The organism is Erwinia sp. SLM-02, assembly GCF_037450285.1.
Classification (GTDB): domain Bacteria; phylum Pseudomonadota; class Gammaproteobacteria; order Enterobacterales; family Enterobacteriaceae; genus Erwinia.
Genome location: NZ_JAQISN010000002.1, coordinates 579397 through 599644, shown reverse-complemented (window position 1 = coordinate 599644; position 20248 = coordinate 579397). Strand labels below are relative to the sequence as shown.

Below are 20248 nucleotides of genomic sequence, written 5' to 3'. Positions count from 1 at the left end.
CCTCTGCCTGAGGGTTTTTACGGTAAGCGTTAAATGGATTTCGTTAAAATACGAAGGAGCAATAGTTTATTTTCCCGGCAGTGATAAGTAAATCACATGGCAAAGATTTTCCATCGGTTTTAAGGCTGTCGCTGCAGTACGTGCTCCCCGGTGCCGGCCTTCAGCCGCAGATTATCCAGTAACGCCAGCAGCGACAGCAGGCTGACGGCCATAAACGCCCAGAAAAAATCCACCGGCAGCGGCTGAGGATGTGCCTGCAGAGACATCGAGGCGCGCAGCGCCAGCGCGGCAAAGGCGATCCCGGCACTCATGCTGAACTGGAAGAACATGCTGAACAGCGTGGAGGCGGCGCTCATCTGCGGGCGCGGCACGTCGGCAAAGCCCAGCGAGTTATAACAGGTGAACTGCATCGAACGCGACAGCCCGCCGATAAACAGCACCAGCGCCAGCAGCGGGTAGGGCAGCGCCGGGGTGATAAAGGCACAGACTGCAATCGCCGCCGTGCTGATAAGGCCGTTGACCAGCAGTACCTGGCGGAAACCCCAGCGGCGCATCACTGCCGTGGTGAACGGCTTCATCGCCAGATTCCCGGCGAACACCCACAGCACCAGCACCCCCGCTTCCATTGCCGACAGGCCAAAACTGACCTGAAACATCAGCGGCAGCAGAAACGGGATGGCGTTAATGGCGGCACGAAACAGCGAGCCGCCCTGCAGGGTGCTGCGAAACGAGCTGATGCCAAGTGAATCGATCGGCAGCATCGGTGCCGCTGCCCGGCGCGCGTGTCGCCAGGCCAGTCGGGCGCTCAGGCTGCCCAGCAGCAGCAGTGCCGCGCCCGCGACCAGGCGGCTCTGGCCCAGCCACTCCAGCCCGGTAATCAGCGCCGCGCAGGCGATGGCGGTCAGCAGGAACCCCGTCAGATCGAAGGGGCGCGGCTGGCCGCGTTCGCCTTTCGGGATCAGCCAGAAGGTGCAGATCAGCGCCGCGATGCCCAGCGGGATATTCAGCCAGAAAATCCACGGCCAGTGGCCGACGGTAACGATCAGTCCGCCGAGCGGCGGCCCGAGCACCGGGGCAATCAGGCCGGGCCAGGTGATCAGCGCAATCATGCGCACCAGATCCTGTTTTTCCGTCACCCGCAGCACCAGCAGCCTGCCCACCGGCACCATCAGCGCGCCGCCAATCCCCTGAAGCACGCGGCTGAAGGTAAACATCGGCAGCGAGGTGCTCAGGCCGCACAGCAGTGAAGCGAGGGTGAACAGCACGATGGCGCTGGCAAAAATGCGCCGTTCGCCAAACCGGTCGGCCAGCCAGCCGCTCAGCGGGATAAACACCGCGACCGCCAGCAGAAAGGCGGTGATGCCGACGTTCATATCCACCGCGCTGACCGAGAAATCGCGCGCCATCTGCGGCAGGGCGGTGGCGATCACCGTGGCATCCAGGTTTTCCATAAAGAAGGTGACGGCCACCAGCAGGGCTATCCACCAGGTTTTCGGCATCGGCGCAGTGGAAGAGGAGGCGGGCGTGCCAGATTGCATAATGGCTCCGTGAGGCCGGTGAGCAAAAAAAAGCCGGCCGCTTAAAATTTACAAACACGTAACATAACAGCTGCTGCCTTCGGCGCCCAGCGGGGCGGGCCAGCGAGGGGAAAAACGTACTAATCTGCTGTTCGCACTGAAGATTGCCGCTAAAAAAGCTGAGAAATTCAGCGACCGCAAAACAGTGAGCCGGGTCACACTAACCTGCTGTTAATCGGCGGCTATTTTTAATAAACAGGGCTGAAAGGTAAATTTGTCAGTTTATGTTTATTCATTCGCCCTGATATTTTCTTTTTTTTATAAAAAAACCGTATTTAACGTTTCATTTATTTTTTGAAATAATATCTCATTAAGATTAATAGAAACATTGGGTTGCGCGTAGAGACGCCCGTACTATACTAACAGGCAGTACGATAAATTCATCATGTGAATTCTGTCGGTAATATCCGACAGCAGGAGGCTTTTATCACTTTCAATCACACTGAAACGATAAACAACATCCCCGGCGAATTTGAGAACTGGTATCTCGACTATGAAGCCGGCCCCGAAGCGGTCATGGAGCCACAGCCGGAGCATATCCGTGGGCTGCCGGTTTCCGATATCCTGACGCCATCAGACCGCTATCAGGAACTGTTCGTTGCGGTGCAAACATCGCGTATTTTTAGCGACAGTAAAACCTTTGCCGACTGTGCGCCAAAATTCGATCCGGAACGTATTATGTTTCGTTATTATCTGGCACGTGAACGCGATGATTTTAATTTGCTTCACTTCGTGCTGGAAAATTTCGACCTGCCGCAGGTCAATGAAAGTCATTATGTTTCTGACCCGGAAAAAACCATGGCGGAACATATTGATGCACTGTGGCCGGTATTAACCCGTCACCCGAAACAGCACTGTGAATATTCCTCGCTGCTGCCGCTGCCAAAACCCTACGTGGTTCCCGGCGGTCGCTTTGGCGAAACCTACTACTGGGATTCCTACTTCAGCATGCTGGGCTTTGCCGCCGCCGGGCGCTGCGATCTGCTGCGTAATATGGCGGACAACTTTGCCTGGATGATCGACCGCTACGGCCATATTCCCAACGGTAACCGCACCTACTACCTCAGCCGTTCGCAGCCGCCGGTCTTTGCGATGATGGTGGAGCTGTTTGAAAAGAACGGCGTCAACGAGGCGCAGCGCTATCTTCGCCATCTCAAAAGCGAATACGCTTTCTGGATGGACGGGCGGGAAAACCTGGAGCCGAACCAGGCTTATCGCCACGTGGTGATGCTGCCGGACGGTGCGGTGCTGAACCGCTACTGGGACGATCGCGATACGCCGCGTGACGAGTCTTATATTGAGGACGTGGAAACCGCGCGCGACTCATCGCGCCCGTCCAGCGAAGTCTATCGCGATCTGCGCGCCGGAGCGGCGTCGGGGTGGGACTATACCTCGCGCTGGCTGAGCGAACCGGGGCGTCTGGCCAGCATTCAGACCACCAGCATTATCCCCATCGATCTGAACGCGTTCCTCTACAAGCTGGAGATGGCGATTGCCCGTCTGTCGGCGGCCAAGGGCGACGAGGCGACCGCCGAACGCTATCAGCAGCTGGCGCACCGTCGCCAGGAAGCGGTGAATCACTATCTGTGGGATAACGACACCGGCCTGTACCGTGACTACAACTGGCGCGACGGCGAGCAGGCGACCTTCTCGGCCGCCGCCGTCACCCCGGTTTACGTCGGTATGGCGAGCCTCGACCAGGCGAACCGGACGGCGAAAGCGGTGCGCGATTATCTGCTGGCGCCGGGCGGCTTGCTCTCCAGCATGGAACAGACCGGCGAGCAGTGGGACAGCCCCAACGGCTGGGCGCCGCTGCAGTGGATGGCGGTGAAGGGCTTCAGCATTTATGGCGACGAGAATCTGGCGCATGAAATCGCCAGCCGCTGGCTGAGAACCGTGTCATCAACCTATCAGCAGCACCATAAAATGGTGGAGAAGTACAACGTCAGCGGCGATGCCGCGCTGCTGGGTACCGGGGGGGAATACCCGCTGCAGGACGGGTTTGGCTGGACTAACGGGGTGACCCGCCGCCTGATGGAGATGTACCCGGAGGGATAAGTATCATCCCTGCTAATTATTCTCCCTGTTATATAAGCTAAAAACCTTATTTCTCCGCGGTTAATCATGGTATTACTTGAGAGTAAACGCCTGATTAATCCGGAGATCTACCATGAAAAAACTCACCCTTACTGCGCTGGCCCTGCTGGCCGCCTTCAGTACCGCCTCGCAGGCTGCTGAAGAACTGCGCTTTGGCGTCGACCCGACCTTCACCCCGTTTGAAAGCAAAGCGGCGGACGGATCGCTGCAGGGGTTCGATATCGATCTGGGCAATGCCGTGTGCCAGCAGATGCAGGTGAAATGCGTCTGGGTGCAGACCGCCTACGATGGGATTATTCCGGCTCTGCAGGCGCGTAAATTCGATGCGATCCTGTCCGCAATGGCGATGACCGAGAAGCGCCGCCAGCAGGTGCTGTTCACCGATATGATCTACAACGTGCCGAGCGCGCTGCTGACCTCAAAAGCCAGCAGGCTGCAGCCGGATGTCGCTGCGCTCAAGGGCAAAACCGTCGGCGTGGCGCAGGGCACGACTCAGGAAGCCTTTGCGAAAAGCGTCTGGGAAACGCAGGGCGTGCAGGTGGTGAGCTATCAGAACGAAGCGGAAATCTACCCGGATCTGGCCTCGGGGCGTCTTGATGCCACCTTTATCAACGCCGCCGCCGCCGAAACCGGCTTCCTGAAAACGCCGCAGGGCGCGGGCTATCATATTGCCGGTGAGCCGATGTACGACCAGAAATACTTCGGTGAGGGCATCGGCATCGGCCTGCGCAAGGACGATACGGCGCGGGTCGAAAAGATTAACCAGGCGCTGGCCGAACTGCATAAAAACGGCACCTACGATAAGCTGGCGAAGAAGTATTTCAGCTTTGACGTCTACAAGCGCCCGGAATAAGTGATGACCACAACCGTTCTTCCTGATTTTACCGCGCAGCGGGCGCGCTTTCTGGCGGCGGTGGCGCGCAACGGCGGCACCGTTACCCGCTACGACCATCCATTAACCGGCCCCGACGGCGAAGCGCTTTCCACCGATGTCGCGGTGCTGGGCCGCCCTGATGCGCCGCGGGTGATGCTGATTATTTCCGGCACTCACGGCGTGGAGGGCTACTACGGTTCCGACAGTCAGATCGCCTGGCTGGACGCGCTGGAGGGCCAGACGCTGCCCGATGACGTGGCGGTGGTAATGGTTCACCTGCTGAATCCGTGGGGCACCGCGCACCTGCGGCGGGTGAATGAAGATAACGCCGACCTCAACCGCAATTTTATCGACTTCGCCGCCGGTGCGCCGGAGAATGCCGCGTACCGCGAACTGCATGCGATCTACACCTGCCGCGACGTGAACGGCCCTCAACGTGCCGCCGCCGACGCTATGCTGGCAGAACAGTGTGCCGCACGCGGCTGGAGCGGGGTGAAGCAGATTGTTGAGGCCGGGCAGTATCAGTATGCCGACGGCATCTTCTTCGGCGGCAGCCGGGCCAGCTGGTCGCATCTGACGCTGAAACAGATTATCGCCAGTCATCTGCAGCACGCGCAGCGCATTATCAGCTTCGATCTGCATACCGGCGCAGGCGCCTGGGGGCATCCGATGCTGCTGGCGATCGCGGAACGGCCTTATCCGGCGCTGGATGAAGCGCGACGGATTTTCGGCGAGTGGCTGACGGTGCTGATCACCGGTGCAGGCCGCGACAGTGAAACCGGCGTGACCGCCACGGCCACCGGCTATCTGTCGCAGTTCCTGCTTGATAATCTGCCGAAAACCGAGCTGATCCAGCTGGTGGTGGAGTGCGGTACCTATGCCGGGGATGAGATGCATCGCCGGGTGCGCGACGACCACTGGCTGCATCTTTACGGCGAGCCGGCAAGCGAGCAGGGACGGCAGCTCAAATGGCAGATCTTTGAAGGCTTCAATCCGCAGGATGCTGACTGGCAGGCGCTGGTGGCGTTCCGCACCCGGCAGATTTTCCAGCGCGGCTGGGCGGCGCTGCTCGCCGCCGGTTAAGGGTTACAGGCGTCCGTAGAAGGTCATGCGGGCGCTTTCCGACAGCGCAATACCCGGCCGGGCATTCCAGGCCAGCACCACCAGCATACGGGTGATGTCACCCTCGGTTGGGGTCACCCGATGCAGCGCGTTGCGCCCGCGAAACAGCACCAGATCGCCCGGTTCAATCTCCAGTTTTTGTACCTCCTGCTCGCCGTTCAGCACCTTACCCACGCCGTCATAATTCATCTCTCCGGCTTCCGCATCGCGCAGATGGCTGACGTATTCGAATACGCCGCCCGCTTCCGGTTTCTGGATCAGCAGGGTGATGGCAAACGACGAGTTGTCAAAATGCCAGCCCAGCTCCTGGCCCTGATGGGCATAGTGCAGGTTGATCGATGACAGGCTGTCGGCGTAGGGATACAGCTCTGGTTCGTCCAGCACGCGGCACAGGAAGGCTTTGAATACCCCGGAATCGTACAGGGTACGCAGCGGCGAGTCCGCCGGGATCTCTTCGTCGGTGATGCAGCCCTTGGAGGACACCACCTGGCGGTTGCGCGGATGGTCGGCGGCCAGGGATTCATCGGTTTTTTGCAGATAAACGTTGTGCTGGCTTTTGGCGTAGAAGGCCAGATGCTGATTCGCCTCGCCCTCTTTTTTGATGATGTCCAGCGCGGCCGGGGTCAGAAAACCGCGCAGCACCAGCGCGCCGGAGTCCGCCAGCTGAAGACGACAGCGTTCGGTGTAAGCAGCATCATTAATCGGGTGAGCAGGCAGATTGAGGAGCGAGGTCAGTGCGTTCATCGGGTTCTCGTCGGCGGCAAAGTGAGAACTTCACTGTACGGCGTCACTCTGCCGCTGACTAACTGTTTTCGCAGGTATTTTACGCTTTTGCGATCCCTGCCGCACCGCGCTAAATCGGGGCTTTTGCCAGCATAATCAGACTGCCTTCCTGCGCCAGCAATGAACGCAGCGGCGCAAACAGCGGCTGCGGCAGATCGGCGGGATCGCACCACTGCCATCCCGCGCATTTTTCCGGCTCGCATCGCTGCGGCGTGCCGCTGGCCGCGTGGGCCAGCACGAACAGCGTGACGTAGTGCTTTTGCTCGGCGTGAAAAAAATCGTTGGTAAACGGGCCTTGCGTGGTGGCACCGAGGATCAGCCCGGTTTCTTCGAGCACCTCGCGGGCGGCGCACTGCTGCGGGGTTTCACCAAACTCCAGGTGGCCGCCGGGGGCCGACCAGTCGCCCTCGCCGTGGCTGCCCAGACGCCTGCCGAGCAGGATTTTGCCGTCGCGAAAAATCAGTACGCCTACGCCGATGCGGGGTTGTGACATGGGTGTTCTCCCTGAAATGAAACGATCGCGATGATAATAGCCGCCTTCCGGGGCTGATTCACAATATTGATAATCTGTGATGCAAACGGTACTCAACTCGCGGCGGGGTGACTATGCTGCCAGTGGGATAATTTGAGCTTTTTCAGGAGAGCTGCAATGAGTGACAGATTTATCAGTGCCGACCGGATACGCGACCGTTTTTCCAAAGCCATGTCGGCAATGTACCAGGCGGAGGTGCCGCAGTACGGCACGCTGCTCCAGCTGGTTCGCGACGTGAATCAGCAGGAATCCACACGCGTTTGCAGTGCGTTATCCCCGGAGGAGCTGAACCGCCTGAGCGTGGAGCGCCACGGCGCGATTCGGCTGGGAACCGCGGCCGAGCTGGCCACTATGCGCCAGCTGTTTGCGGTCATGGGCATGTCGGCGGTGGGCTATTACGATCTCTCCGAGGCGGGCGTGCCGGTGCATTCCACCGCCTTCCGCCCGGTGAGTGAAACCTCGTTGCTGATCAATCCCTTCCGCGTGTTTACCTCGCTGCTGCGGCTGGAGCTGATTGAGGATCCGGCTCTGCGACAGCGGGTGGCCGATGTGCTGGCCGGCCGCGATATCTACACGCCGCGCCTGCGTGAGCTTCTCGTTTTGTGGCAGCAGCAGGGGGGCTTCAGCGAGAGCGAGGCCGACGAGTTTGTCCGCGAAGCGCTGGAAACCTTCCGCTGGCATCAGCAGGCGGCGGTGGATCTGCCAACCTACAATGCGCTGCTGGCCCAGCACCGACTGATTGCCGATGTTGCCTGCTTCCGCGGGCCGCATATTAACCACCTGACCCCGCGCACGCTGGATATTGACCGCGTGCAGCAGCTGATGCCGGAGTACGGCATCAGCCCGAAAGAAGTGATCGAAGGCCCGCCGCGCCGCCGCTGCCCGATCCTGCTGCGGCAGACCAGCTTTAAGGCGCTGAATGAAGAGATCCGTTTTTCCGACCGCGAGCAGGGCACCCACACCGCCCGCTTTGGCGAGATCGAGCAGCGCGGCGTGGCGCTGACCCGCAGGGGGCGCGAGCTGTACGATCGCCTGCTGCGCGAGGCTTCAGCGCAGAAGTTCAGCGATAACACCGCCCATCAGCAGCACCTCAGCGCCGTGTTTGCCGCGTTTCCCGACAGTGATGCCGAACTGCGTCAGCAGGAACTGGCCTTTTACCGCTACCGGCGTAATCCCGGCGCTGCGGCGCAGCCGGGGCAGGATCTGGAGGCGCTGATCGCCAGCGGGGCAGTGATTGCCGAGCCGATAATCTACGAGGATTTTCTGCCGGTCAGCGCGGCGGGGATTTTCCAGTCCAACCTGGGCAGCGATACCAGCAGCGTCAGCAGCGGCAATCCCAGCCAGGCGGCATTTGAGCAGGCGCTGGGCTGCGCGGTACAGGATGAGTTTACGCTGTATCAGCAGCGGCAGCAGGACTCGCTCGATCGGCTGCGTGAGGAACTGAGCTAATGTTCTGAGTGAGAACGCGTGGCGCAGGGATGAGGGCAGCCCTGGCCGCGGAAACTGAGATTTATCGCCCGAATACGGTTACGCTCGTCGTTCAGGCTGCCTGGCTCAAGGCTGTCGATTTGGCCGGAAGCGCCTGTCTGTGCAGGCGCTGAGCAGCGAATCAGTTGCCGAACGGCGCACTTTGGGTCAGCACGCGCTCGATGACATTGAGCGCGCCCTCGTCGTTATTGCTCTCGGTGTGGTAGCGCGCAACCTGCTTGACCGCAGGCTGTGCGTTGGCCATCGCAAAGCCGAAGCCCGCATGCGCCACCATCTCGATATCGTTACCGCTGTCGCCGACGGCCACGACTTCCTCATCGGCAATGCCCCACTGGCGCTGCAGCAGCGCCAGCCCGTGCGCCTTGTGCACGCCGGGAATAATCAAATCGACAAAGCCGAAGCCGCTGGAAACCGGGGTGACGATGCCGTCCAGCGCGTGGCCGACGTGCGCCATCAGTTCCGGGATGTTTTCATCCGGCAGATTCAGCGAGAACTTGAAGACGCTTTCATCCAGCGGGTCAAAGTTCTCGCGCATTTCAAGGCGGTGGTAGTGTTTTGACATCAGCGCCACCAGCGCATCCGGCGACGAGTCCAGCATCCAGGCGCTGCGCGGGCCGCAGACGACAACGTGAACATCCGGGAATGCCGACAGCACCGACAGCACTCGCTGAACGTGTTCCGCACTGAGCGCGCCGCAGAACAGCGTCTGTCCACGATCGATAATGTAAGCGCCGTTTTCGGCGACGAAGGTGATTTCCTCACGAATTTCCGGGAAGAAGCTGATCAGCTGGTAATACTGATTGCCGCTGGCCACCACAAACCGGATGTTTTGCTGTTTAATCCGCTGATACTGCGCCAAAAAACGGGCTTTGTTATAGGTTTTCTGGTCAGAAAGAAAGGTGCCGTCCATATCGACGGCGATCATTTTAATCACGGTTCCATGCCCTGAAGTAGAAAAATCATCCGCTATTTTCGTCGGAAAAGGTGCAAAAAAAAAGAGGCGAATTTTGCACCTTTGTGCCGCATTTCTTTCGTTTTTGCGATGCAGGCCGAGTCGCGGCGATTGTTATCACCCCTCAGGTTTCATAATATGAAAGCAATTATTTACTAATGAAACTTTAATGCTGCAAATCCTGCGGCACAGTGAGGATGAGATGAAAGAGCGGCACCGGCTGATTCTGGATCGGGTGGAAGAAAAGGGGAAAGTCAGCATTCAGGATCTGGCGCTGCAGTTTGCGGTGTCCGGCGTGACGATTCGCAAGGATCTGGTGCTGCTGGAGAACCTGAATTACCTGACCCGAACCCACGGCTATGCGGTATCGCTCAACGATCTCAGCGAGCGGGTGAGCAGCAACTTCAGCACCAAAGAGGCGATGGCGAAGCGCGCACTGAGCCTGCTCGGCGAAGGCGACACGGTATTTATCGAAGCCGGCAGCAGCAATGCGCATTTAGCCCGCGAGATTGGCCGGTCCGGGCTGGATGTCACGGTGATTACGCCCTGCGTCTATGTGGCGAATGAGCTGAAGAACTGCCATCAGGAGGTCGTGCTGATTGGCGGCGTGCTGCAAAAACGCAGCGAGTGCCTGGTGGGGCCGCTGACGCATCTGTGTATTAACAACATCAACTTTAACAAAGTGTTTATTGGGATTGACGGCTACAGCCCGGAGCACGGTTTTACCGGCCGCGATGTGATGCGCGCCGAGAACATCCGGCTGGCGATAGAAAAACGGGTGCAGAACTTTGTGATCGCCGAGTCCGCCAAGTTTGGCAAACTTTACCCCTACAATGTAGCTAAGCACGGTGATATTGAGACGATTATCACCGATCGGCATCTTTCCGGGGAATTTGTTGACAGCCTGACCCGGCAGGGAGTCAAGGTGCTGACCGCCTGACCGCCTGACCGCCTGACCGCCTGACCGCCTGACCGCCTGACCGCCTGACCGCCTGACCGCCTGACCGCCTGACCGCCTGACCGCCTGACCGCCTGACCGGTGAGTCGGGCGCTGGGCGTTTTTCATCAACAGGCTGATTCGGGCACTTTTCTTTCATACTTTCTTCCTTTTGTTTCGAAATTATCCACCGTTGCAAACCCAACTTGCGATTTAGATAAATTCTCACTCTGTTTATTGATTAAAGTGATAATTTACAATAAGTTATACGATTATTTTGTTAATTCACAGAATGTGATGGCGATCGTCTTTTATACAAAGATACAGATGTATTTTTCAATGAAATGAAAATATATTGCATATGAAACTTTTTGATTGTGAATCGTATTTTGCACCGGAGGTCACCATGGAATTCTATTTAGATACTGCTGACGTTGCGGCAGTCAAACGCCTGGCGGCAGTTCTGCCGATTAAAGGCGTAACGACAAACCCAAGTATCGTTTCACGCAGCAAGCGCCCGTTAAGCAGCGTGCTGCAGGAACTGGTGTCGATTTTGCCTGCCGACAGCACGCTGTTTGCTCAGGTTATTGCCCATGATGCCGCTGCAATGGTGGATGAAGCGCTGCATCTGCGTGAAATCGTCCCGTCGCTGGTGGTGAAAGTGCCGGTAACGCATAACGGCCTGACGGCCATTAAGGCGCTGACCCGGCAGAATATCCCGACGCTGGGTACCGCCGTGTACGGTGCGGGGCAGGGGTTCTATGCCGCGCTGGCCGGTGCCAGCTATATTGCGCCCTACGTCAACCGTGTGGATGCCCAGGGCGGCGACGGCATTATGCTGGTCAGAGAGCTGCAAAAGCTGCTGACGCTCCACTGCCCGCAGAGCAAAGTGCTGGCGGCCAGCTTCCGTACGCCGCGCCAGGTGCTGGACTGCATGCTGGCCGGATGTGAGTCGATCACCGTCGATCCGGATGTGGCCGAGCTGTTCCTGCTCGATCCGGCCGTCGACAGCGCGCTGCAGCGCTTCGATCAGGACTGGACGGCGGCCTACGGCGACCTGAAAATTTCCTGATGGGCTTAGCGTTTATAAAAATGCGAACCCGATAAAAGGGTTCGCACTGTTTGAGTTTATCGCGGTTTACCGCAATGTAATTTGGATCTCAATGACGGGTTCATACGTTATCCGCTTCCCGACTATTTTTCCGCCGTTATCGCGTCCCGCGTTTCCACACGGCGGCCCCACATTCTGACCACAAAGCTACCGGCACCGGCGACGGTCAGCAGCGCCACCACGCCCGGCCAGCCCGCACGTTCCAGCATCAGACTGCCCAGCGCAGAACCGACGGCCATACCGATAAATACCCCGGTAAACATCAGCGCGTTAAGACGGCTGCGGGCGGCGGGTTCCAGACCGAAGATCAGCGTCTGGTGGGAAACCAGCGTGGCCTGTACGCCAAAATCAAAGCCGAGAGCGGAAATCACAATCAGCGCCAGCTGAGCCGGAACCGGCAGCAGCGGCAGCAGAAACAGCGCGGCAAAGGATACGGTCGCCAGCGCCGTGGCCAGGCGGGTGACTACCGCCGGGCCGTGGCGATCGGCGAGCATTCCCGCCAGCGGTGCGGCCAGCGCACCCGCTGCCCCGGCCAGACCAAACGCACCCGCCGTGGCGCTGCCCAGACCGTAATGGCTGTGCAGCATCACCGCCAGCGTTGACCAGAAGGCGCTGAAGCCAACGGACAGCAGACCCTGCGCCAGCGCGGCACGGCGCAGTTCACCGTGGCGCAGCCACAGATGGCGCATTGAGGCCAGCAGATCCGGGTAGCTCATCGCGGTGCTCGGCGCGATATGCGGCAGGCGACGCCAGAGGACCAGCGTAATCGCCAGCACCAGCACGGCGGCGAGAATAAACATCGTGCGCCAGCCTGCATACTGCGCCACCACGCCGCTGACCACCCGCGAAAGCAGGATCCCCAGCAGCAGCCCGGTCATCACCGTTCCGACGGTTTTCCCGCGCTGCGCTGCCGGTGCCAGATGGGCGGCAGCCGGGACGATATCCTGCGCCATGGTGGCGGCGATCCCCACCGCCAGGCTGGCGACCAGCAGCACGGTAATATTGCCCGCGGCGGCGCTGAGCAGCAGCGCGAGGGTCAGCAGCAGCCCTTTGATGCTGATAATGGTGCGACGATCGTGGCGATCCCCCAGCGGGGCCAGCAGCAGGATCCCCAGCGCATAGCCGATCTGGGTCAGGGTCGGCACCAGGCCGCTGGCGGTGACGCTGGCGTGCAGCTGGCCGGATAAGATTTCCAGCATCGGCTGGCTGTAGTAAATCGACGCCACGCTGAAGCCGGCACCGGTGGCCAGCATCAGCACGGTGGAAGCCGCCAGAGGGCGTTCGTCGTGCGATGATTGAGTTTGCGTTGACATGGTTGTTACCCGTTGTTCGTTTCATCAGAAGTTGCGGCTATTTTTCACCGTTACGATGACAGTTGGTAGTCGCCCGCCAGGAAGAACTGTTATACGATTGGCGTATGAGCAAACAGCAATCTCCCGGCATTGACCGTATAGAACTGATGCAAACCTTTGTGCGCATCGTGGAAGCAGGCAGCCTGTCTGCGGCCGCGCTGCGCCTGTCGACCACCCAGCCCACCGTCAGCCGCCGTCTGCAAACGCTGGAAAAGCTGCTCGGCCTGAAGCTTCTGCAGCGCAACACTCACGTGATGAAGCTGACCGAAGACGGTGAGCGCTGTTACGCCCACGCGCGTTCTCTGCTGGAAAGCTGGCAGGGGATTGAGGACGATCTGCGCGGCGTGACGGAGGAGCCGCAGGGGGTGCTGCGGGTGCTGGCCCCGCATGCCTTCGGCCAGGACCAGATGATCGCCCCGCTGCAGGCCTACCTGCAGCGCTATCCGAAAATGACCGTTGACTGGATGCTCAGCGACCGCACGCCAGACTTTATCGCCGAGGGCATTGACTGCGCGGTGCACGTCGGGCCGGTGACCGAACCGTCGGTGGTGGCGGTTCTGGTGGCCGAAGTGCCGCGCATCGTCATCGCCTCACCCGCGCTGCTCGGCGATCGTTCGCTGCCGGAACAGCCGCAGCAGCTACAGGATCTGCCGTGGCTGGCGCTCAGCACCTTTTATCGCCACAGCGTGTCGTTGACGCACGATACCAGCCGCGAGGTGCAGCGCTTTGATATTCAGCCGCGCCTGCTGACCGACAGTCTGTATGCGCTGCGCAATGCGGTGCTGGCGGGGATGGGCGTCGGCATTGCCTCTTCGTGGCTGGTGCAGCAGGATCTTGCCGAGGGCAAACTGCGGCATCTGGCACCCCAGTGGCAGGCGGCGGCGCTGCCGGTGTACCTGGTCTATCCGCACGCGCGCTATTATCCTGCCCGGCTGCGCATGTTTCTGGCGATGATGCGGGAAACCATGCCGGTGCTGACCGGCACCCAGCACCCGGCTTAATCCTGTCGTGACCGGGGCGCAGAGCTGGCGCAGCAGTTGTTTCGCCTGTTGGGCTTCCGCCAGTTCAGTACCGCGTTAACTTTCCGGGAAGGTCAGCTTAAACGCCGCGCCGCCCAGCTCGCTGGTTTCGCAGCGTGCTTTTCCACCGTGGGCTTTGGCAATCGCCTGAACCACTGCCAGGCCCAGCCCGGTGCCGCCGCTTTCCCGCGATCGCGACTGATCGCCCCGGGTAAAGGTATTGAACAGGGTGCTGCCGATCTCGTCTGGAATGCCCGGCCCCTCATCTTCTACCGCGATGGTGACGCCCTCAGGGCTGCGGAAACAGGACACCATCACGATCCCCGGCGTGGCGTAGCGCCGCGCATTGTCCAGCAGGGCCAGCAGCGCCTGACGAATTCGCGCGGCGTCGCAGTGCAGGGTGATGTCATCCAGCCGCAGCACCAGCGACAGCCTGCGCTCGGCCAGCGAGGGGCGCATCAGCTCCGCCACGGCAGAGATCTCCCTGCTGATTTCACCGTCTTCAGCGTGCAGCGGCATATGGCCGCTTTCCGCCAGGCTCAGCGTGCGCAGGTCTTCAATCAGCCGCGCCAGGCCCTCGGTCTGCTTTACCAGATTAACGAACAGCGCCTGATCCGGCGGAAATACCCCATCGGCCAGCCCCTGTAGCCGTCCGCGCAGGATGGTCACCGGAGTGCGTAGCTCGTGGGCGATGGCCGCATTCCAGGTGGTGATCTCGCCCGAGGCCGTTTCCAGGCGCTCGGCCATAGTATTAAAATCGTCCACCAGGGCAGCGGTTTCCGTCAGCCTGCGGTCGCCGGCCTGCGCACGGGCGCTAAGCTCGCCGCCGGCGATTTTGCGCGCGCTGTCTGCCAGGGAGTTCAGCGGATACAGCACCTTGCGGGCAAATCGGACGGCGGTCAGCACCGCCACCGCCAGCGACAGCGCGGTAGAAATCCCGAACTGCAGCCATTCTCCGGTAGTCGGCTCGTAGCTGATTTCCTCCATGTTGGTGAACAGCAGCGCCAGGCCGTACCAGGCGTAATACACGCCGAAAGAGATGATGATCGATGAGCAGGTGACCTGAGTCATCAGCACGACCAGGTGGCGGCTCAGGCCGGAACCTTTCATGCTAGTCCCCCAGCCGGTAGCCGAGGCCGCGCACGCTCTCGGGCAGGCCTGAAATCCCGGCCTCCTCCAGCTTTTTGCGCAGCTTGCTGATATGGCTGTCCACCGTACGCTCAAGGGTTTCCCCCTCGGCCAGGCAGTTTTCCAGCAGTTCCAGGCGGCTGAAGACCTTTTTCGGGTAATGCATCATGTGGGCCAGCAGGCGGAACTCCGTGGTGGTGAGCGCGATACCCAGTTCTTCCCCGGTAAGGGCATTCAGCACCCGGAACTCTTCGGGATAGAGCGCCAGCCGGGGGGTTCTCAGCACCTGCTGCCCGGCGGTAACGGGGCGGGTCTGATATGCCGCACGCCGCAAAATAGCGTGGGTGCGGGCCACCACCTCGTCGGGATTGAACGGTTTGATCACGTAGTCATCGGCACCGATGCGCAGCGCGGCCAGCTTATCGGTATCGCCATCGCTGGCCGTCAGCATCAGCACCGGGGTATTGCCGCGTCGGCGCAGCTCGGAGAGCACCTGCCAGCCGTTCATGCCGGGCATGCGGATATCCAGAATCACCAGGCAGGGGTCATGCCGCGCATGCAGTTCAAGCGCGTCGACGCCGTTGGCGGCGTGAAGCGTCTTAAAGCCATCGCGCTGCAGATACGCCTGGACGATCTCAGCGATTTCCGCTTCGTCTTCGACCACAAGGATCGGGAATTGTGTGTTCATAGTGGCTCACAATATGGCATCGACAGCGGGTTGTTAAGGCCAGAATTTTTATTTTTTATCTCCACACTCCCTCCACATTCGCTCCACCGATTCTGCATAAAACCGCGTTAGTCTGCCGCCTTTCAACCTCCTGAATTTTGGAAATAATGCCGCTATGAAAATTAAAGGACGGGTGCTGTTGCTGGCTGCTGTTGTCCTGTCGCTCGTCGGCTGTGGGCAGGATGAGGATAAGACCGCCGCTCAGCCCCCTCAGGCCACCAAAGTGACGGTAACGTCGCTGGAAGCCGGCGACGTGTCGGTGACCCGCAGCTGGCCGGGGCGCGTTGTGGCGCTGCGCACCGCGCAAATCCGGCCACAGGTCGGTGGGATTGTTACCGCGCGGCTGTTTGATCAGGGCTCTGAGGTCAAGGCGGGCCAGCCGCTGTTTCAAATCGATCCGGCGCCGTTTCGTGCGGAAGTGGCAATGGCAGAAGCCACGCTGGCCAGAGCGGAAGCCTCTCACCGCCAGCTGCAGCAGAAGGCGAACCGGCTGAGTCAGATCCAGCATACCGGGGCCATCAGCCGTCAGGATTTTGATGATGCGCTGGCGAACAGCGCCCAGGCAGCGGCCAGCGTGGCGGAAGCCAAAGCTTCGCTGCAGCGTAAAAAGCTGGATCTGGCTTACTCCACGGTGAAGGCCCCGGTCAGCGGGCGAATCGATGAGGAATTCGTGACCGAGGGTGCGCTGGTCAGCGCGGCGGATACGCAGGCGATGGCTATCGTGCAGCAGACGGAAAAAGTCTATGTCGATGCCCGCCTGCCGGCATCGGAGCTGCGTCATATTATTGACCGTCCGGCGGCGGACGGAACCGCGCCGGGCGCGCTACGGGTCAGCCTGCTGGATGAGGCCGGTAAAGCCTACGACGTGCAGACCCAGCTGCTGTTTTCCGGCGTAAGCGTTAATAACGAAACCGGCGACGTGGTGCTGCGCATCGTGGCGGACAATCCAGGGCGTGTACTGCTGCCGGGGATGTATATCCGCGTCAACATTACCCGACATATTGCTAAGGACGGGCTGGTAATACCGGGTCAGGCGGTGCAGCGGCTTAACGGCAGCAGTTTTGTCTGGACGGTCGATAGCGATGGTGCGGCGCGAAAGATAGGCGTTGAGCTGGCGGGCGAAAGCGGCCAGGGCGAGATCGTCAAAAGCGGCCTGCAGGCCGGAGCAACGCTGGTGATCGAGGGCCAGGACAAGCTGCAGGAAGGCATGCCGGTGACGGCCGTCCCGCTCGCGCCTCGTGCGTAATACCCGCTTTAATCAGTACAGGAAAATCTGATGCCGCAATTTTTTATCAACCGCCCGATCTTTGCCTGGGTTATCGCGCTGTTTATCGTGCTGTTCGGGCTGATCGCTATTCCACAGCTGCCGGTGGCACAGTATCCGTCGGTGGCCCCGCCCAGCGTGTCGATCACGGTAACCTACCCCGGCGCCACGCCGCAGACGATGAACGAATCGGTGATTTCCCTGATCGAGCGGGAACTGTCCGGCGTGGACGATCTGCTTTACTTTGAATCATCGAGCGATACCTCGGGAATGGGCACTATTACGGTGACCTTCAAGCCGGGCACCGACATCAAGCTGGCCCAGGTGGACGTGCAGAACCAGATTAAGGTGGTGGAGCCAAGGCTGCCGCAGACGGTCAGGCAGAACGGACTGACGGTTGAGGCGGCGTCTTCAAACTTTCTGATGATTGTCGGGCTGAACTCGGCGCCGGGCCGCTTTACCGAAGCCGATTTGAGCGACTATTTCGCCCGCAATCTGACGGAAGAGCTACGCCGGGTAGAGGGCGTGGGCAAAGTCCAGGCATTCGGAGCGGAGAAGGCGATGCGGGTATGGATTGACCCCGCGCGGCTGATTTCCTACCGTGTGACCATCAGCGACATTACTAACGCTATCAGCCTGCAAAATGCGCAAATCGCGCCGGGACGCATCGGGGATTCGCCCACGGTTGAAGGCCAGCGCTCGGCTTATCCGCTGACCGTCAGCGGGCAGCTTGGTACGCCTGCTGAGTTTCGTCAGATCGTGCTGAAGGCCAACACCGACGGGTCACGCGTGACGCTGGGCGACGTCGCGCGCGTGGAGCTGGGGCTGCAAACTTACTCCTTCTCCATCCGTGACAACGGCGTGCCGTCCACGGCGGCGGCGATCCAGCTGTCGCCCGGTGCCAACGCGGTGAAAACCTCGGCGGCGGTGCAGGCGAGGCTGGCAGAACTGGCCGGTACGATGCCGGAGGGGATGAGCTATTCGATTCCGTTTGATACCGCGCCGTTCGTTAAAATCTCCATCGAGAAGGTGATCCACACCTTTATCGAGGCGATGGTGCTGGTCTTCCTGGTGATGTTTCTTTTCCTGCAGAACGTTCGCTATACCTTTATTCCGGCCATTGTTGCGCCGATCGCGCTGCTGGGCACCTTCACCGTGATGATGCTGAGCGGGTTCTCGATTAACGTGCTGACGATGTTTGGCATGGTGCTGGCCATCGGTATTATCGTCGACGATGCGATTGTGGTGGTGGAGAACGTTGAGCGGCTGATGGCAGAAGAGGGGCTGTCGCCGCGAGAGGCCACGGAAAAGGCGATGCGTGAAATCAGCGGCGCGGTGATTGGCATTACGCTGGTGCTGACCGCGGTATTTATCCCGATGGGGCTGGCCAGCGGTTCGGTAGGCATTATCTATCGGCAGTTTACGCTGTCGATGGCGGTGTCGATTCTGTTCTCTGCGTTCCTGGCGCTGACGCTGACGCCCGCACTTTGCGCAACGATGCTGAAGCCGATTACCGCGGAATCTCACCATAAAGGGCGTTTTTTCAGCGCGTTCAATCGCGGTTTTGAGCGGCTGTCTTCCGGCTATTCTTCGTGGCTGGGCCGCCTGCTGAAGAAAACCGGCCGGATGATGCTGCTGTATGTGGCGCTGTGCGCGGCGCTGGCAATGGCCTTTAAAATCCTGCCGTCCTCGTTCCTGCCGGAAGAGGATCAGGGCTACTTTATTACCTCTCTTCAGCTGCCTTCCGATGCGACCACCGAGCGTACCAGCGACGTGGTGAAAAAGCTGGAGGCGGCGATCGCCGACCGTCCGGGGGTCGATCGTAACCTGTCGATTATGGGCTTCAGCTTTGCCGGTTCCGGGTCCAACTCCGCGCTGGCCTTTACCATGCTGAAAGACTGGGGAGAGCGGGCCGGCGCTACGGCAGAGGGGGAAGCCGCCAGGGTGCAGGAGGCGATGTCCTCCGTACCTGACGCCACGGTGATGAGCCTGCTGCCGCCGCCGATCGCCGAACTGGGCAACTCCACCGGCTTTACGCTGCGGCTGGAGGATCGCGCCGGGCATGATTACAAAGCGCAGACGGCGGCGCTACAGATGCTGCTGAGCGCGGCGGCCGGCAGCGCCGTCGTCAAGGATGTGTACCCCGATGGCCTGCCCGACGGCAACAGCATTAATCTGCGTATTGACCGCCAGAAAGCCGAAGCGATGGGCGTAACCTTTGCCGATATCAGCCAGACGCTCTCCGGCGCGCTGGGGTCGTCATACGTGAACGACTTCCCCAACGGGGGCCGCATGCAGCAGGTGATTGTGCAGGCCGATGCGCCGTATCGTATGCATCTTAAAGACGTACTCTCGCTCTACGTGCGCAATAAAAACGGCGGCATGGTGCCGTTGTCCGAGTTTGTGCAGGCCGACTGGCAGGCATCGCCGCTGCAGCTGATTCGTTATCAGGGCTATCCGGCCTTCCGGATTGCCGGCAGCGCCGCGCCGGGTTATTCAAGCGGCGATGCGATGGCCGAAATGGAGAAGCTGGCCGAGAAGCTGCCGCCGGGGTTTGCCGTTGAGTGGACCGGCCAGTCGCAGCAGGAGCTGCAGTCGGCTTCGCAGGCACCGATGCTGATGCTACTGTCGATGCTGGTGGTGTTCCTGGTGCTGGCCGCGCTGTATGAAAGCTGGACCATCCCGCTGTCGGTGATGCTGGTGGTGCCGCTGGGGCTGCTGGGAACCGTGGCCGCGGTGCTGCTGCGCGATATGTCCAACGACGTGTTCTTCAAAGTTGGGATGATCACCATCATTGGCCTGTCGGCGAAGAACGCCATTCTGATCGTCGAGTTCGCCCGCCAGCTTTATCGCGAAGAGGGCAATCTTGTCAGCGCTACCCTGCGCGCAGCGCGCATGCGTCTGCGGCCGATCCTGATGACCTCGCTGGCCTTTACCCTTGGCGTGGTGCCGCTGATGCTGGCAACGGGCGCGAGTGCCACAACGCAGCACGCCATCGGCACCGGAGTGTTTGGTGGGATGGTCACCGGAACGATTCTGGCAGTGTTCTTCGTGCCGGTCTTCTTTATCTTCGTTATGGCGGCGGCCGACAGGCTGCGTGGGCTGGCGGGGAGAGTTAAGCGCGAGTAAGGTGCTATTGCAGGCAGCCCATCCGGGCTGCCTCTACCCGGTGGCAAAACTCATCGAAGTCGTCCTGGTCACATTTTCCCTTAGCCTCCTTATCTTCGTCGTTCTCCTTATTCACCTTAAAATTCTGACGAAATTCGCTAACTTTTATCATTAAAA

16 protein-coding genes are annotated in these 20248 nt (G+C 60.1%); 9 read left to right on the top strand and 7 right to left on the bottom strand.

The genetic code is table 11. The features are described 5' to 3' along the window. Positions 1–119 precede the first annotated feature (119 nt). Complete coding sequence (locus PGH32_RS15955) at positions 120–1538, bottom strand: MFS transporter (protein WP_337894524.1); 1419 nt, start codon at positions 1536–1538, stop codon at positions 120–122. Between the two features lie 465 nt (positions 1539–2003). On the opposite strand from PGH32_RS15955, the gene treF reads away from it, so the two are divergent. From treF to PGH32_RS15940, 3 genes are all read left to right on the top strand, one after another. Next, positions 2004–3635: an alpha,alpha-trehalase TreF gene (treF, locus tag PGH32_RS15950; RefSeq protein ID WP_443112799.1), complete on the top strand. Its 1632-nt coding sequence runs from the start codon at positions 2004–2006 to the stop codon at positions 3633–3635. Between the two features lie 112 nt (positions 3636–3747). Then, positions 3748–4527, top strand: a complete 780-nt coding sequence (locus PGH32_RS15945) for an ABC transporter substrate-binding protein (protein WP_314417527.1) — start codon at positions 3748–3750, stop codon at positions 4525–4527. A 3-nt stretch (positions 4528–4530) separates the two neighbouring features. Beyond that, the gene (locus tag PGH32_RS15940) at positions 4531–5631 is read left to right on the top strand and encodes a DUF2817 domain-containing protein (RefSeq protein ID WP_337894522.1); all 1101 of its coding nucleotides are present in this window, start codon (positions 4531–4533) and stop codon (positions 5629–5631) included. A gap of 3 nt (positions 5632–5634) precedes the next feature. Here the strand turns inward: PGH32_RS15940 and PGH32_RS15935 are convergent, their stop codons facing one another. Both PGH32_RS15935 and PGH32_RS15930 read right to left on the bottom strand, forming a co-directional pair. Next, positions 5635–6414, bottom strand: coding sequence for a HalD/BesD family halogenase (locus tag PGH32_RS15935; protein ID WP_337894521.1), 780 nt, complete (start codon positions 6412–6414; stop codon positions 5635–5637). 109 nt (positions 6415–6523) lie between these two features. Next, positions 6524–6946 carry a nucleotide triphosphate diphosphatase NUDT15 gene (locus tag PGH32_RS15930; protein ID WP_314417534.1) on the bottom strand — a complete coding sequence of 141 codons (423 nt, stop codon included), beginning with the start codon at positions 6944–6946 and terminating at the stop codon, positions 6524–6526. Positions 6947–7102: 156 nt separating this feature from the next. Between PGH32_RS15930 and hglS the strand changes: the two genes are divergently transcribed. Beyond that, complete coding sequence (gene hglS, locus PGH32_RS15925; RefSeq protein WP_337894520.1) at positions 7103–8434, top strand: 2-oxoadipate dioxygenase/decarboxylase HglS; 1332 nt, start codon at positions 7103–7105, stop codon at positions 8432–8434. Positions 8435–8594: 160 nt separating this feature from the next. Here hglS and PGH32_RS15920 read toward each other — a convergent pair whose 3' ends face one another. Then, entirely contained in the window at positions 8595–9398 is an 804-nt protein-coding gene (locus PGH32_RS15920) for a Cof-type HAD-IIB family hydrolase (protein WP_314418084.1), read from the bottom strand. Between the two features lie 196 nt (positions 9399–9594). Here PGH32_RS15920 and PGH32_RS15915 point away from each other — a divergent pair, with 196 nt between their 5' ends. Together PGH32_RS15915 and fsa are read left to right on the top strand one after the other, a co-directional pair. After that, positions 9595–10365 carry a DeoR/GlpR family DNA-binding transcription regulator gene (locus PGH32_RS15915; RefSeq protein WP_314417540.1) on the top strand — a complete coding sequence of 257 codons (771 nt, stop codon included), beginning with the start codon at positions 9595–9597 and terminating at the stop codon, positions 10363–10365. Positions 10366–10768: 403 nt separating this feature from the next. Further along, the gene (gene fsa, locus PGH32_RS15910) at positions 10769–11434 is read left to right on the top strand and encodes a fructose-6-phosphate aldolase (RefSeq protein ID WP_337894519.1); all 666 of its coding nucleotides are present in this window, start codon (positions 10769–10771) and stop codon (positions 11432–11434) included. 122 nt (positions 11435–11556) lie between these two features. On the opposite strand, the gene PGH32_RS15905 is transcribed toward fsa, so the two are convergent. Beyond that, the gene (locus tag PGH32_RS15905; RefSeq protein ID WP_337894517.1) at positions 11557–12786 is read right to left on the bottom strand and encodes an MFS transporter; all 1230 of its coding nucleotides are present in this window, start codon (positions 12784–12786) and stop codon (positions 11557–11559) included. Between the two features lie 104 nt (positions 12787–12890). Between PGH32_RS15905 and PGH32_RS15900 the strand changes: the two genes are divergently transcribed. Then, complete coding sequence (locus tag PGH32_RS15900) at positions 12891–13826, top strand: LysR family transcriptional regulator (RefSeq protein ID WP_314417549.1); 936 nt, start codon at positions 12891–12893, stop codon at positions 13824–13826. 75 nt (positions 13827–13901) lie between these two features. Here the strand turns inward: PGH32_RS15900 and PGH32_RS15895 are convergent, their stop codons facing one another. Both PGH32_RS15895 and PGH32_RS15890 read right to left on the bottom strand, forming a co-directional pair. After that, entirely contained in the window at positions 13902–14954 is a 1053-nt protein-coding gene (locus PGH32_RS15895; RefSeq protein ID WP_314417551.1) for an ATP-binding protein, read from the bottom strand. 1 nt (position 14955) lies between these two features. Continuing rightward, positions 14956–15660, bottom strand: coding sequence for a response regulator (locus PGH32_RS15890; protein WP_314417555.1), 705 nt, complete (start codon positions 15658–15660; stop codon positions 14956–14958). A gap of 154 nt (positions 15661–15814) precedes the next feature. Between PGH32_RS15890 and PGH32_RS15885 the strand changes: the two genes are divergently transcribed. Together PGH32_RS15885 and PGH32_RS15880 are read left to right on the top strand one after the other, a co-directional pair. Then, a complete protein-coding gene (locus PGH32_RS15885; RefSeq protein WP_337894516.1) occupies positions 15815–16945 on the top strand; it encodes an efflux RND transporter periplasmic adaptor subunit in 1131 nt (376 codons plus the stop codon). 30 nt (positions 16946–16975) lie between these two features. Beyond that, positions 16976–20092 carry an efflux RND transporter permease subunit gene (locus PGH32_RS15880; protein WP_337894515.1) on the top strand — a complete coding sequence of 1039 codons (3117 nt, stop codon included), beginning with the start codon at positions 16976–16978 and terminating at the stop codon, positions 20090–20092. Positions 20093–20248 lie beyond the last annotated feature (156 nt).

Excerpts from the sequence above, each read along its gene's own strand:
- PGH32_RS15905 (WP_337894517.1), bottom strand. The coding sequence starts at position 12,786 with ATGTCAACGCAAACTCAATCATCGCACGACGAACGCCCTCTGGCGGCT.
- PGH32_RS15930 (WP_314417534.1), bottom strand. The coding sequence starts at position 6,946 with ATGTCACAACCCCGCATCGGCGTAGGCGTACTGATTTTTCGCGACGGC.
- PGH32_RS15900 (WP_314417549.1), top strand. The coding sequence starts at position 12,891 with ATGAGCAAACAGCAATCTCCCGGCATTGACCGTATAGAACTGATGCAA.
- PGH32_RS15955 (WP_337894524.1), bottom strand. The coding sequence starts at position 1,538 with ATGCAATCTGGCACGCCCGCCTCCTCTTCCACTGCGCCGATGCCGAAA.
- PGH32_RS15885 (WP_337894516.1), top strand. The coding sequence starts at position 15,815 with ATGAAAATTAAAGGACGGGTGCTGTTGCTGGCTGCTGTTGTCCTGTCG.
- PGH32_RS15940 (WP_337894522.1), top strand. The coding sequence starts at position 4,531 with ATGACCACAACCGTTCTTCCTGATTTTACCGCGCAGCGGGCGCGCTTT.
- PGH32_RS15920 (WP_314418084.1), bottom strand. The coding sequence starts at position 9,398 with ATGATCGCCGTCGATATGGACGGCACCTTTCTTTCTGACCAGAAAACC.
- hglS (WP_337894520.1), top strand. The coding sequence starts at position 7,103 with ATGAGTGACAGATTTATCAGTGCCGACCGGATACGCGACCGTTTTTCC.
- PGH32_RS15935 (WP_337894521.1), bottom strand. The coding sequence starts at position 6,414 with ATGAACGCACTGACCTCGCTCCTCAATCTGCCTGCTCACCCGATTAAT.
- PGH32_RS15890 (WP_314417555.1), bottom strand. The coding sequence starts at position 15,660 with ATGAACACACAATTCCCGATCCTTGTGGTCGAAGACGAAGCGGAAATC.
- PGH32_RS15895 (WP_314417551.1), bottom strand. The coding sequence starts at position 14,954 with ATGAAAGGTTCCGGCCTGAGCCGCCACCTGGTCGTGCTGATGACTCAG.
- PGH32_RS15880 (WP_337894515.1), top strand. The coding sequence starts at position 16,976 with ATGCCGCAATTTTTTATCAACCGCCCGATCTTTGCCTGGGTTATCGCG.
- fsa (WP_337894519.1), top strand. The coding sequence starts at position 10,769 with ATGGAATTCTATTTAGATACTGCTGACGTTGCGGCAGTCAAACGCCTG.
- PGH32_RS15915 (WP_314417540.1), top strand. The coding sequence starts at position 9,595 with ATGCTGCAAATCCTGCGGCACAGTGAGGATGAGATGAAAGAGCGGCAC.
- PGH32_RS15945 (WP_314417527.1), top strand. The coding sequence starts at position 3,748 with ATGAAAAAACTCACCCTTACTGCGCTGGCCCTGCTGGCCGCCTTCAGT.